This is a genomic window from Salegentibacter profundi (genome assembly GCF_054121475.1).
On the sequence record NZ_JBSYGG010000001.1, the window covers coordinates 538,085 to 552,204 of the forward strand.

The window sequence follows — 14,120 nt, forward strand, 5'->3', positions numbered from 1 at the left end:
TTATGAGTAAATTATTGATTGTAGGCACAGTAGCCTTTGATGCAATTGAGACCCCTTTCGGGAAAACCGATAAAATCCTTGGAGGGGCCGGCACCTATATAGGTCTTTCGGCTTCACAATTTAATGTAGATAGTGCAGTAGTCTCGGTAGTCGGAGATGATTTTCCGCAAAAATACCTAGACCTTCTGATCCGCAATAACATCAATATTGAAGGAATCGAAATTGTTGAAGGAGGAAAAACCTTCTTTTGGAGCGGACGATATCACAATGACCTTAATACCCGGGATACCCTTGATACTCAATTAAATGTTCTTGCTGATTTCAATCCAGTAGTACCTTCGGCATATAAAGATGCCGATATTGTCATGCTGGGTAACCTCCACCCCTTGGTTCAATTAAGTGTTTTGGACCAGATAGAAAACCCAAAATTGGTGGTATTAGATACCATGAATTTCTGGATGGACAATACATGGGACGACCTCCTTAAGGTAATCAAAAAGGTTGACGTTATAACCATCAACGATGAAGAGGCACGCCAGCTTTCAGGACAGCACTCTTTGGTTAAGGCCGCAAGAAGAATTAACGAATTGGGCCCTGAGTATGTAGTGATTAAAAAAGGAGAACACGGAGCACTTCTGTTCCATAAGGATGAAATATTTTTTGCTCCTGCCTTACCGCTCGAGGACGTATTTGATCCCACAGGTGCAGGAGACACCTTCGCCGGGGGCTTTGCAGGATACCTGGCCAAGACCGAAGACATCTCATTTGAAAATATGAAAAACGCTATTATTTACGGTTCTAACCTGGCTTCCTTCTGCGTAGAAAAATTCGGCACCGAACGAATGCAGGAATTATCAGCTGCTGATGTACAGGGAAGGCTGGAAGAGTTTAAAAAACTCACACAATTTGAAATAGAAATAACTTAAAACTTATAACCCTGTAATTTCAGGGTTTTTTTAGTGACCAAGTGAAAACCTAAATCCAGGAACAACTATTATGAGTGATGCCATAAAACATGAATGCGGAATTGCCCAGGTACGCCTTTTAAAGCCGCTTGAATATTACAAGGAAAAGTACGGGACGGCATTTTACGGGATTAATAAGATGTATTTATTAATGGAAAAACAGCATAACCGTGGCCAGGACGGTGCCGGTTTTGCAAGTATAAAACTAAATACAAAGCCAGGAGATCGATATATCAGCAGGGTACGATCTAATGCTGCGCAACCCATTCAGGATATTTTTGAACAGATCAACGATCGGATAAACTCTGAAATCAAGGAAAATCCTGAATATGCCGATAATGTTGCACTTCAGAAAAAGAACATTCCATACATCGGCGAGGTTTACCTGGGACACGTGCGTTATGGAACTTTTGGAAAGAACAGTATTGAAAATGTTCATCCCTTTCTAAGACAGAATAACTGGATGCACCGAAACCTCATTGTTGCCGGTAATTTTAACATGACCAATGTAAACCAGCTTTTCAACAACTTGGTAGATCTTGGCCAACATCCAAAGGAAAGAGCAGATACCGTTACGGTAATGGAAAAAATTGGGCACTTTCTTGATTCTGAAGTTGAAAAGCTATATAAAAAATTAAAAAAGCAAGGCTATTCGAAGGTTGAAGCCTCACCGATGATTGCTGAAAAACTCAATGTGACCAAAATCCTGAGAAAGTCTTCAAAGAATTGGGATGGAGGCTATGCAATGGCGGGATTGCTAGGTCATGGAGATTCTTTTGTATTACGGGATCCTTCAGGAATAAGGCCAGCCTATTATTATAAAGATGATGAAGTAGTGGTAGTGGCCTCGGAACGACCTGTGATTCAAACGGCCTTTAATGTTGATTATGACCGAGTGAAGGAACTCGATCCAGGTCACGCAATAATCACCAAAAAAGATGGTAGTGTTTCTATTCAGGAAATATTAAAACCACTGGAACGCAAGGCCTGTTCCTTTGAACGAATTTATTTTTCCCGGGGAAGTGATGCCGAAATATATAAAGAACGGAAGATGTTAGGGCGGTTACTAATGCCGGAGGTCCTTAAGTCAATAAAACACGATACCATAAATACCGTATTTTCATTTATACCTAATACCGCCGAAACCTCTTTCTATGGAATGGTAGAGGCAGCTCAGGATGAATTAAACAAACAAAAGAACGAAGCGATCCTTGCCGAGAAGGAAGACCTTACCGACGCCAGGCTTCAGGAGATTCTTGCACATCGCCTGAGAACTGAAAAAATTGCTATAAAAGATGCAAAGCTTCGGACCTTTATTACCGAAGACAGTAGCAGAGATGATTTGGTAGCCCACGTTTATGATGTCACCTATGGAATTGTAAAACCAGAGGATAGCCTGGTAATTATAGACGACAGTATTGTAAGAGGAACTACGCTTAAGAAAAGTATTATCAAAATGCTTGATCGCTTAAACCCAAAGCAAATCGTAATTGTCTCTTCCGCACCGCAAATTCGGTATCCTGATTGTTACGGAATTGATATGGCCAGATTGGAAGACCTGGTAGCCTTTAGGGCAGCTTTAGAGTTACTAAAAGAAAACAACAATTACCACATCGTGGAAGAGGTATATGAAAAATGTAGGGCTCAAGTAGATCTAGAGGATTTTGAAGTTCAGAACTTTGTAAAGGAGATTTATGAACCTTTTACCGATCAACAAATTTCAGATAAAATCGCTGAATTGATTAGTGAACCCACGGTAAAAGCGAAGCTAAAGGTGATCTATCAATCTGTTGACAACCTCCATAAGGCTTGTCCTAAAAATCTTGGCGATTGGTATTTCACAGGAGATTACCCCACTTTTGGAGGTAACAGGGTGGTAAACAGGGCTTTCATAAATTTCTTTGAAGGAAACAAGGACAGAGCATATTAACAACCTGTCTGTTTATCAAATAATTATGCCGTTTATCTAAAAATTTTTTTTATGGGCATATTCCTGCTTACATTGGTAACACCATAACATAAGTAGGTTAAGTTCATGGTAGATTTGGGGCAAAAAAAGGTGGATGAACAATCCGCCTTTTTTTATACTCTCCCTCAGACTTACATCCTTATTCAGAAAGATAAGTAATCATCGTAAAATATAAGTAAATTCCTACAATCTATTTTTTAATAAAGACATTCAACAAATATTTAAGTGGTTGGGCTAAAAGAACTTGCCAATAGAAAAATCTGGTTTATATTAGCTGAACCATAACATAAGTAGGTTAAGTTCATGGTAGATTTGGGGCAAAAAAAGGTGGATGAACAATCCGCCTTTTTTTATGCACAATTTTCCGGGGTTTTCTAACAAAAAATAATATCTCTCTTACAAAAACTAACTCCAAGTAACCTAACACCTAATTTCTGGGTAGTTCATCCAATATTTTCCACTGCACTTAATTTTATTCCTATCTTAGTAGAACCATAACATAAGTAGGTTAAGTTCATGGTAGATTTGGGGCAAAAAAAGGTGGATCTTAAAACGACCCACCTTTTTTTATTATCCTTGATCAAAGTCATTAAAAAAGGCCACCCTTTGGGCAGCCTTTATGGAAATTGATTCTATTTTCTATTTTTCTTTCGCATACCTACTTGCAACCTCTTTCCAGTTAATTACGTTAAAAAACGCATTGATATAATCTGGCCGTCGATTCTGATAATTTAAGTAGTAAGCATGTTCCCAAACGTCCAGCCCAAGAATTGGAGTTCCGCCACATCCTTTTTCTGGCATTAAAGGATTATCCTGATTGGCAGTGGAGCAAATCTCTAATTTTCCGCCTGAATGAACGCATAACCAAGCCCATCCAGATCCAAACTGACCCGCTGCTGCCTTAGCAAATTCATCTTTAAAGGCCTCAAAAGAGCCAAATGCTGTATCTATTGCAGAGGCCAGTTCACCTTCAGGTTTACCTCCTCCATCTGGTGACATTATTTCCCAGAATAAACTATGGTTGTAAAATCCACCACCATTATTTCTAACGGCAGTTTTAGACATATCCAGATTTTTAAGGATGTTTTCTATAGTTTTTCCTTCAAGATCGGTACCTTTTATAGCGTCGTTGAGTTTATTTGTGTAACCTGCATGGTGCTTACCATGGTGAATTTCCATAGTTCTGGCATCTATATGAGGTTCTAATGCATCAAATGCATACTTTAGTTTCGGTAATTCGAAAGCCATAGTTTATATATTTTTTTGTGATTAGTAATTAATTCTCCCAAATTTAAGTATTACGGGATGTACTAAAAATATTTTTCTGTTATAAAATACTTAAAAGCATAGACATATTGGCAAACAATTTTATTTTACCTTTAAATCGCTGTCCAAAAAGCTTATCTCATCTAAATTCAATAAATTTTTGAAACGGTCCTTCAATATTTATAATGCCTCTGCAGGTTCTGGCAAAACTTTTACTCTGGTAAAGGAATACCTGGTTCTTCTTATCAATTCTTCCCGCCCTGATGCCTATAAAAATATCTTGGCCATAACTTTTACTAATAAAGCGGTAGAGGAGATGAAAACCAGGATCATATCAAGCCTTCATAATTTCACCAAAACACCGGTACCGGAGCAATCTACCCAACTCCTTAATGCAGTTAAACAGGCTACTGGTATTCCTGAAGAAGAAATCCAGGAGAAATCCTCCCGGATACTTAAAAATATCATTCATAATTATTCGGCCTTTGAAATATCTACCATAGATGGATTTACCCAGCGCATACTCAGAAGTTTTGCCAAAGATCTTGGACTATCGGTTAATTTTGAAGTTTCTCTGAACACCGATCAAATTCTTTTAGAAGCTGTAGAAGCTTTAATAGCACAAGCCGGACAAAACAGTGCCATCACCAAAATTCTTAAAGAATTTGCCCTTAGTAAGACCGACGAGGAAAAAAGCTGGGATATCACTTCGGATCTCTTTGAAATTTCTAAACTGCTTACCAATGAAAATAATCAGTTGCCACTGGGCAGATTAAAAGCCAAAAGTCTTGCGGATTTTGAAAATTATTCAATCAAAATAAAGGCTGAAAAGAACAAAACAAGAACAATTATAAAAGAAACTGCTGAAATTTTCTTCGCATTAATGAAGGACCATAATCTGGAGTTTTCAGATTTTACCAGGGAATCCCTACCTAAGTATTTCCAGAAATTAAAGGAAGAAAACTTTCCTTCGGATTTCTCCTTAAAATGGATGCAGAATTTGGAAACATTACCACTTTACCCTAAAAAAAAGGAGAAAGAAAAGAAATCAATTTTAGATCCACTGCATTCCCAGTGCTGTGAACTTTTTAGAGCTTCAGAAAAGGCTATTTATCATTTCGAATTTTTAGTTGAAATAGAAAAAAGATTAATTCAACTTTCCCTTTTAAATGCGATAAACCAACAAGTTGAAATTATTAAAAAAGATCGAAATCTATTACTTATCTCTGAATTCAATCCCCTGATAAGCGCGCAGGTCAAAGACCAACCTGCACCTTTTATTTATGAGAAACTCGGGGAACGCTATCAGAATTATTTTATAGATGAGTTCCAGGATACCTCCCGGATGCAATGGGAAAACCTCCAGCCTCTGGTGGACCACAGCCTGTCCACAGAATCAAAAAAAGGTGAAACGGCGGGACTCATGTTAGTCGGTGACGCCAAACAGAGTATTTATCGATGGCGCGGAGGAAAAGCTGAACAGTTTATTGAACTTTATAACTATCAGCGGAAGCCTTTTAGCATTGAACAGACCGTAGAAGATCTTCCCGATAATTACCGTAGTGGCAAGGAGATCGTAAACTTCAACAATGATCTTTTTAATTATGCCTCAGCCTGCCTTCAAAATCCCAGTTACTGTGAACTTTTTGTAAAAAGCAACCAAACTCCCAAAAAAGAGCTGTCTGGATTTGTAAACGTTTCCTTCATAGAAGCCCACACCAGTGAAGAAGAATTTGAAATTTACCCTGAAAAAGTGTTGGAGATCATTCAGGATCTCGATGCGAAAGCTTTTCCAAAAAGTGATATATGTATTCTGACCCGACGAAAAAAAGAAGGGATAGCTATAGCTAGTTATCTTAGTGAAAATGGTATTCCAGTGGTCTCTTCGGAAACGCTATTGATTGCCAATTCCCCCAGCGTTAATTTTATAGTAGATCTCCTTTGGTATTCCATTAACCCGGAAGACGATAACCTAAAACTTAAAATATTCAATTTCCTTGCAGAAAGTTTGCAGCTCGCTAATTCTCATCAGATCATCTGGGAGAACTTAAGTCAAAATGAGGCCGCTTTTTTTAACTGGCTTAAAGAATATGAAATTGAATTTAATCTGGAAGTCCTTAAAAACCTTTCTTTATATGAATCTGTGGAATACATCATTAGAAGTTTCTCCCTTGTAAAAACCTCTGATGCTTACATTCAGTTCTTTCTGGATTATATTTTTGAAACCACCCAAAAAGCAATTACCGGCATAGCTGACTTCCTGGAACTCTGGGAACAGAACAAGGAAAAACTAAGCATTGCGGTTTCACAGACAGAAGATGCAGTCAAAATCATGACCATTCATTCATCTAAAGGCCTTGAATTCCCAGTGGTGATCTATCCTTTTGCTAATGCTGATTTTAGGGACACCCGAATGGATTCCCTGTGGGTGGACCTTCCGGAAACCCTTGGAGAAATTCCTGTAAGCTACATCAGTGCATCAAAGAAAATGCTTAATTGGGGAGATAAAGCTTCAGAGGTTTATAATGATCTTCTTGAGCAAAAGGAACTGGATACCCTAAATATTCTCTATGTTGCCTGCACCAGAGCTTCAGAACAACTTTATATATTATCCAAATTAGAGCTTGATAAAAAACAAAATGAAAATCCAGCAAAGATTTCAGGTCTGCTAATTGGGTTCCTAAAGCAATCTGGAAACTGGATCGATGGACAAAAAGAATATAATTTCGGAGAAATCCCACAATTGAGACCAGGAGATAAAGGTTCCTCAACTCAGATGCAGGAATATTTTTATTCTACGCCAACCCAGAACCAAGCAGTACATATCGTCACAAGATCAGGGTCCTTATGGGATACCAAACAGGAAGAAGCCATAGAAAAGGGAGAGATTATTCATAATGTCCTGGCCAATATCAATACCAGAGATGATGTGACCCATGCTCTCGAACAGGCTATGATTGATGGCATAATAACGGAGAAATCCCGGTCACAGATTTCCCAGGAAATAAGAGCTATAATTAACCATCCGGAACTATCTGAATTTTTCGCTCCGGGTGCCACTAATTTAAATGAAAGAGATATTCTCTTAGAGGATGGAAAAAGGCTTCGGCCGGACAGACTTAATTTTAAGGCTGAAAAGGTAAGTATACTGGATTATAAAACTGGTGGTTACAAAGATTCTCATGCATTACAAATTAGCAGGTATGCAGAAATCTTAACAAAAATGGGGTATAAACCCGAGAAAAAGGTTCTGGTATATATTAACAAGGAGTTAAGCCTTGAATATGTATAAAAAAGAAATGTAATTTTGTGAAAAATAGAAAATAATGTACGGAAAAATCAAAAATCATCTTGAAAAAGAACTTCAGGAAATAAAGGAAAATGGACTATTTAAAAAGGAAAGAATTATCACTAGCCCTCAGGATGCAGTTATAAAAATTTCCACCGGGCAGGAGGTAATTAACTTCTGTGCTAATAATTATCTGGGTTTATCTTCACACCCAGAAGTCATACAGGCAGCAAAAGACACTTTAGACTCCCGTGGTTTTGGTATGTCAAGTGTCAGATTTATTTGCGGGACCCAGGACATCCACAAAGAACTGGAAAAAAAGATCGCTGATTTTTACGGAACTGAAGACACTATCTTATATGCAGCTGCTTTTGATGCCAATGGAGGGATCTTTGAACCGCTTTTCACTGCTGAAGATGCTATAATCTCAGATTCTCTAAATCACGCGTCAATTATTGATGGGGTTAGACTTTGTAAAGCGGCTCGTTATCGCTACCAAAATGGTGATATGGAGGACCTGGAAAAACAACTTATAAGTGCCAATGAAAAAGAAGCACGCTTTAAGATTATTGTGACCGATGGGGTGTTTTCCATGGATGGATTAGTAGCTCCCCTGGATAAAATATGTGATCTAGCTGACAAATATGACGCCCTGGTAATGATTGATGAATGCCACGCAACAGGTTTTATTGGAGAAAATGGAATCGGCACCCTGGAAGAAAAAAATGTAATGGACCGGGTAGATATCATTACCGGAACACTGGGAAAAGCTTTAGGTGGTGCAATGGGAGGATATACTACCGCTAAGAAAGAAATCATAGAATTGCTACGTCAGCGCTCCCGGCCTTACCTTTTTTCTAATTCCCTGGCCCCAGCAATTGTCGGAGCTTCCATTAAGGTCTTCGATATGTTGAAAACCGATTCCTCCTTACGGAATAAACTGAAAGAAAATACCAAATACTTCAAACAAGGTATCAAGCAAGCCGGTTTTGATATTATTGATGGTGATGCGGCGATAGTGCCGGTAATGCTCTACGATGCTCAATTATCGCAAACAATGGCCGACAAGCTCTTGGAAGAAGGCATATATGTCATAGGCTTTTTCTTCCCTGTGGTACCCAGAGGAAAAGCCCGGATTCGAGTACAACTATCTGCGGCACATAAAAAAGAACATCTGGATAAAGCCATTGAAGCTTTCACCAAAGTGGGGAAAGAATTGGGAGTGATCTAATTAACTTCATATTCCTGTGTTAATAAGTTGCTAAAACCACTTGATTTTTCAGTAATAAAACGCTGAAAAACGGCTCTAGACAAGGGTTTATTAAGAAAACTTTATTATTATAGGCTTTGTTAATAGGCAATTTGCATCTACTTTTGTTAACAATTAACACTTAAAACTAAACAATTGAATATGAAACATCTTAGCAAATTTTTAATGGCTGCTATGTTGGTTTTTGGATTTACTTCGGTAAACGCCCAAGATGCCAACAATCCATGGTCCGTAGGTCTTCAGACCAATGCGATAGACTTCTATCCTTCGGGTGAAGATGCTCCACTAGGAGGGACCTTCGAAGATTATTTTAATGTAGGAGATCACTGGAATATAATCCCTGCCGTATCAAGAATTTCTGTAGGACGCTACATCGGTGGCGGTTTTGTTTTTGACCTTGCAGGTTCTATCAACCAGATTGATAAATACGGGGATATGGGTGTTAGCAATCTTTCTTATTATTCCTTAGACGGTACATTCAACTACAGCCTGCGTGCAATGTTAAATGATGGTTGGTTTGATCCCGTCCTGGGTATCGGGGGTGGTTACACCCGAATAGGAGATTCAGGAGATATTCCAATCTCAGACATGAGCGCTGCAACAGTAAACGGTAAATTAGGAATCAACTTCTGGTTTAGCGATAACATTGCGCTAACTGTAGAATCTAATTACAAACACGTTTTCGATCCAGAAATGGCAACACACTTCCAACATGCGGCAGGTGTGAAGTTTATGTTTGGAGGTACTGATACTGACGGAGATGGCATCTATGACAAAGATGACGAATGTCCTGAAACCCCAGGCCTGCCAGAATTCAACGGCTGTCCTGATACCGATGGTGACGGGATTGAAGACAGAAGAGATGCTTGTCCAGATGTTGCGGGTCTTCCAGAATTTGACGGATGCCCGGACAGCGATGGTGATGGGATCCCAGATCCAGAAGATGACTGTCCTGAAGTAGCAGGCCTGGCTGACATGAATGGTTGTCCTGATGCTGACGGTGACGGTGTGGCTGATAATGAAGATGATTGTCCTGAAGAGGCTGGTCCAGCTGAAAACAATGGTTGTCCTTTCGAAGACCGTGATAATGATGGTGTTTTAGACAAGGATGATGAATGTCCTGATACTCCTGGAACCGTAGAGAATGACGGATGTCCAGAACCAGACGTTGAAGTTATTTCAGAATTGAATGAGTACTCTAAAACAGTGCTTTTCGATCTAAATAAAGCGACTATCCGTGATGAATCTGAGGAAGCACTTCAGTCAATTGCCGATATTATGGAAGAATATCCAAACACTATCTTCCACGTTGAAGGTCATACGGACAGCACAGGTAGCGATCAATATAACTTAAAGCTCTCCAAGGAACGTGCTGCGTCCGTTAAAGACTGGTTACAAAACGCAGGAATTCCAGCCAACAGATTGACTTCTGAAGGATATGGAGAATCCAGACCAATTGCTACCAATAGCACTGCTGCCGGTAGGCAGGATAACAGACGAGTTGAAATTTCTTTGGATAAGGACAAAGAGATGAAAGACAAAGAAACTGATTCTACTGATGTAGAGCAATAGAAAAAGTTTGAAAATTAATTTGAAAACGCCCCGATTAGTCGGGGCGTTTTTTATTTTTATACTATGATTTCTTTTATTTCCCAGGTCCTCCAAAAGCTCTTACAATCACAAGGGCATATTTCAGAAACAATTTTTATCCTTCCCTCAAAAAGAGCAGGGAATTTCTTACTCCATGAACTTTCCAAATTAGAACAAAAACATCTTTTTGCCCCTAAAGTATATAGCATTGAAGAGTTTGCTCAAATTATTTCTGGATTAAAACCTATAGACAACACCATTAGCCTTTTTGAATTTTACGAAGTTTACAGAAAACTCACACCTGAAAAAACACGTGAGGATTTCGATACCTTTAGCAGCTGGGCCCAGACTCTCATTCATGATTTTAACGAGTTAGACCGCTACCTTATAGGTCATAAAAGCTTTTTTAATTACCTCTCAGGGATTCAGGATATTAACCATTGGTATCTTCAAAAAGAAAAAACAGAACTAATTGAAAATTACCTGAAGTTTTGGCATCAGCTCCCTGAATATTACGAAGCCCTTAAGGAAAGTCTGCTCAGTAGGAAATTGGGGTATCAGGGTTTAATTTATAGGGAGGCGGCTGCCAATATACAGGCTTATTCCTCCGGGGTTTCACAAAATCATGTTTTTATTGGCTTTAATGCGTTAAACAATGCCGAGCAGCAGATCATTAAATTTCTACTAGAGAAGGAACAAGCAGAAATTCACTGGGATTTAGATAAGAGCTTTCTGCAAGACAAAGGACATTCGGCATCCTTATTTATCAATCAGTATTTAAATAACTGGCCAGCTTTCCGGAATCGGGATTCTACTCCTGAAATAGATGAATATAATAAGGAGAAAGAAATCGAATTAATAGGGGTCTCTAAAAATATAGGCCAGGCAAAATACCTTGGTGAACTTCTTTCCACAATTGAGTTAAATCAGTTAGAAAATACGGCCGTGGTATTAGGCCAGGAAGACCTCCTACTGCCTGTTTTAAGCAGTTTGCCTCCTAATATCCAGGATTTAAATATAACTATGGGGTTCCCCCTTAAAAATTCCGCACTGAGCTCCCTGTTTGAAAAAATCTTTCACATTCACCTAAATACAGCTTCGGGATTTTATTACAAAGATGTCATATCGATAATCAATCATCCTGCCTTGCATAGCCTTCTCAAACCTGCCACAGACGAATTTTCAATCAAAATGAAAAAGGAAAATTCGGTTTACCTTCCCTCAAAAGAAATCCTTAAAAATTTCCCTGCTCACCAAAAACTCATCAATGCATGTTTCGAAGAGGTAAATAATAACCCTGGGAAACTTATTTCGAATTTCCAAACGCTCATTCAGGAGATCAAAGGCTTTTACAGGAAACAGGGAAATCGACTCGGAATGGAGTTTCTATACCAATTCCACCTTCTTTTCAATAAACTGGAAAATCTCAACTCTACCTATCCACATGTTAAAAGTATAAAATCCCTTCATGGTTTCTACAAGGAAATTATGATAACCCAGAGCCTGGACTTTCAGGGCAAACCCTTTAAAGGTCTTCAGCTCATGGGTATGTTGGAATCCCGCGCCCTCGATTTTGAAACTGTGATTATCACCTCAGTTAATGAAGGAGTTTTACCTTCTGGGAAATCAAATAATTCCTTTTTGCCTTATGATTTGAAAAAAGCATATAACCTACCTACCTATAGCGAAAAAAATGCGGTATACACCTACCACTTTTACAGGCTTCTCCAGAGGGCAAAAAAGGTGTATTTGCTCTATAACACCGAGCCTGATGGAATGAATACAGGGGAAAAAAGCAGATTTATTACCCAATTAGAAGTAGAAAAACGTCCTAACCATAAACTGATAAAAAAAGTCATAGGTCCAAAAGTACCTGCACTTAAATCGGGGTTAAAAGAAATTAAAAAAACTCCTGAAATTATGAAAAAGCTAAAGGACTTGGCTGCCTCTGGCTTTTCACCGTCGGCACTGACTACCTATATCAGAAACCCATTAGATTTTTATTACCGTTATGTTCTTGGGGTTAGAGATAGCGAAAGTGTCGAGGAAACTGTAGCCTACAATACCCTTGGTACGGTTATTCACGATAGTCTGGAAACATTTTATAAGGCCCTTGAAGGGAGGTATCTAACAGAAGATAACATTCAACAATTCAAAAAACGAATTCCGGAAGAAATAAGCCTTCAGTTTAAAAAAACCTATACCTCGGCTCCTATGAATCAAGGTAAGAATCTTCTTATTTTTGAAGTAGCAAAGCGTTACTTACAGAACTTTTTCCAGCAGGAAATAAAGCGTTTAAAGAAAGGAGATAAAATTAAAATCCTGATGATTGAGAAGGACCTTAAAACACAAATTAATATAGAAGAACTTAAATTTCCTGTTTTTATAAGAGGAAAAGTAGATAGACTTGAAAATACTAACGATATTACCAGAATTATTGACTATAAAACTGGCAAGGTCCAACAGGCTCAACTTAAAATTGTAGATTGGGAATTACTGGCTTCAGATTATGATAAATACAGTAAAAGTTTCCAGGTGCTTACTTATGCCAGCCTTATTAAAAACAGTCTGGATTTAAGTAGACCTGTAGAGGCAGGAGTAATCTCTTTTAAAAATCTGCAAAGCGGATTTTTAAAATTTACCAAGAATGAAAAGGCACATCAGAGAGGAGGAGGAAAAACTGAACTTGATCCTGAAATAATGGAAGCTTTTCAGGCCGAATTAAAGAAATTAATTGTCGAAATTTGCAATCCTAAGATGGCATTTATCGAAAAAGAAATCAAAAATGGAAATTACTAAAGAAACTAATCTTCAGATAGAAGGAAAGCACAATAAACCTATACTGGCAGATCTTTATTTTAATGAAGATGATAAACCAAAACAAGTTATTATATTTTGTCATGGTTATAAAGGATTTAAAGACTGGGGAGCGTGGGAAAAAATGGCTAAATTTTATGCGGAAAAGGGATATTTTTTCGTAAAATTCAACTTTAGTCACAACGGCACTTCTGCCGAAAATCCTACCGAATTTCTTAATATTGAAGCTTTTGGAGACAATAATTACACCAAGGAATTGGATGATCTCCAATCAGTTATAGACTGGCTGTTACTGCCGAATTTCCATCACCTGCGCCAGGTGGATCCTTCTAATATAAGTCTAATTGGTCATTCCAGGGGCGGAGGAATTACCGTAATTAAGGCTGCTGAGGAAAAAAGGGTGACCAAACTTATTACTTTGGCGGCTGTGAGCGATTTTGCATCAAGATTTCCTAAAGGAAAAGACCTGGAAGCCTGGGAGAAAAAAGGAGTACAGTATATCACCAATTCTCGCACCAAACAACAACTGCCTCATCATTACCAGTTTTATCGAAATTTCAAGGAGAATAAAGAAAGGCTTAATATTCAGAAAGCAGCTAAAAATCTGGAGATCCCTCATTTTATTGCTCACGGCAGTAATGATGTAACTGTCTCCATTGCCGATGCAGGAAATCTTTTTGAATGGAGTCCCGCATCCAAACTACTACTGGTAGAAGGTGCCGATCACACATTTGGTATCTCCCATCCCTGGAGAGAGGAGGAATTAACCCGCGAATTCCAGCACGTTTTAAATAAAAGTCTTGATTTTCTAAATGCCGATGCCCAGGAGCTCTTTGATGAGTACCTTGAGCTTGATGAAAATGATTAATTCCATCAGTAGAATTTAATTCCATACCACCTTTTGTCAGGTGGTTTTTTTATAAAATGTACGGAAAACAAAAAACCACCGTGAAA

The 14,120-nt window shown here is 38.5% G+C and carries 8 protein-coding genes; 7 read left to right on the forward strand and 1 reads right to left on the reverse strand.

What is annotated here, in order from left to right; translation table 11 throughout:
• Window positions 1-2: 2 nt before the first annotated feature.
• Entirely contained in the window at window positions 3-926 is a 924-nt protein-coding gene (locus ACW6NC_RS02575) for a PfkB family carbohydrate kinase (protein WP_457863616.1), read from the forward strand.
• Window positions 927-996: 70 nt separating this feature from the next.
• A complete protein-coding gene (locus tag ACW6NC_RS02580) occupies window positions 997-2,895 on the forward strand; it encodes an amidophosphoribosyltransferase (RefSeq protein WP_457863617.1) in 1,899 nt (632 codons plus the stop codon).
• A gap of 678 nt (window positions 2,896-3,573) precedes the next feature.
• On the opposite strand, the gene ACW6NC_RS02585 is transcribed toward ACW6NC_RS02580, so the two are convergent.
• On the reverse strand, window positions 3,574-4,182 hold the full coding sequence (locus tag ACW6NC_RS02585) for a superoxide dismutase (protein WP_457863618.1): 609 nt from the start codon (window positions 4,180-4,182) through the stop codon (window positions 3,574-3,576).
• A 178-nt stretch (window positions 4,183-4,360) separates the two neighbouring features.
• Here ACW6NC_RS02585 and ACW6NC_RS02590 point away from each other — a divergent pair, with 178 nt between their 5' ends.
• The 5 genes from ACW6NC_RS02590 (at window position 4,361) to ACW6NC_RS02610 (ending at window position 14,034) form a co-directional block, all read left to right on the forward strand.
• Window positions 4,361-7,492, forward strand: a complete 3,132-nt coding sequence (locus tag ACW6NC_RS02590; protein WP_457863619.1) for a UvrD-helicase domain-containing protein — start codon at window positions 4,361-4,363, stop codon at window positions 7,490-7,492.
• 34 nt (window positions 7,493-7,526) lie between these two features.
• Complete coding sequence (gene kbl, locus ACW6NC_RS02595; protein WP_457863620.1) at window positions 7,527-8,720, forward strand: glycine C-acetyltransferase; 1,194 nt, start codon at window positions 7,527-7,529, stop codon at window positions 8,718-8,720.
• 180 nt (window positions 8,721-8,900) lie between these two features.
• Window positions 8,901-10,331 (forward strand): OmpA family protein, encoded by a 1,431-nt coding sequence (locus ACW6NC_RS02600; protein WP_457863621.1) that lies wholly within the window; start codon window positions 8,901-8,903, stop codon window positions 10,329-10,331.
• 63 nt (window positions 10,332-10,394) lie between these two features.
• Window positions 10,395-13,148: a PD-(D/E)XK nuclease family protein gene (locus ACW6NC_RS02605; RefSeq protein ID WP_457863622.1), complete on the forward strand. Its 2,754-nt coding sequence runs from the start codon at window positions 10,395-10,397 to the stop codon at window positions 13,146-13,148.
• Complete coding sequence (locus ACW6NC_RS02610) at window positions 13,135-14,034, forward strand: alpha/beta hydrolase family protein (protein WP_457863623.1); 900 nt, start codon at window positions 13,135-13,137, stop codon at window positions 14,032-14,034. The genes ACW6NC_RS02605 and ACW6NC_RS02610 overlap by 14 nt, the downstream gene beginning before the upstream one ends.
• The last annotated feature ends 86 nt before the right edge of the window (window positions 14,035-14,120 follow it).

What these genes read in the sequence shown, in the direction of transcription:
- ACW6NC_RS02575 (WP_457863616.1), top strand. Translation starts at nt 3, where the DNA reads ATGAGTAAATTATTGATTGTAGGCACAGTAGCCTTTGATGCAATTGAG.
- ACW6NC_RS02580 (WP_457863617.1), top strand. Translation starts at nt 997, where the DNA reads ATGAGTGATGCCATAAAACATGAATGCGGAATTGCCCAGGTACGCCTT.
- ACW6NC_RS02585 (WP_457863618.1), bottom strand. Translation starts at nt 4,182, where the DNA reads ATGGCTTTCGAATTACCGAAACTAAAGTATGCATTTGATGCATTAGAA.
- kbl (WP_457863620.1), top strand. Translation starts at nt 7,527, where the DNA reads ATGTACGGAAAAATCAAAAATCATCTTGAAAAAGAACTTCAGGAAATA.
- ACW6NC_RS02600 (WP_457863621.1), top strand. Translation starts at nt 8,901, where the DNA reads ATGAAACATCTTAGCAAATTTTTAATGGCTGCTATGTTGGTTTTTGGA.
- ACW6NC_RS02605 (WP_457863622.1), top strand. Translation starts at nt 10,395, where the DNA reads ATGATTTCTTTTATTTCCCAGGTCCTCCAAAAGCTCTTACAATCACAA.
- ACW6NC_RS02610 (WP_457863623.1), top strand. Translation starts at nt 13,135, where the DNA reads ATGGAAATTACTAAAGAAACTAATCTTCAGATAGAAGGAAAGCACAAT.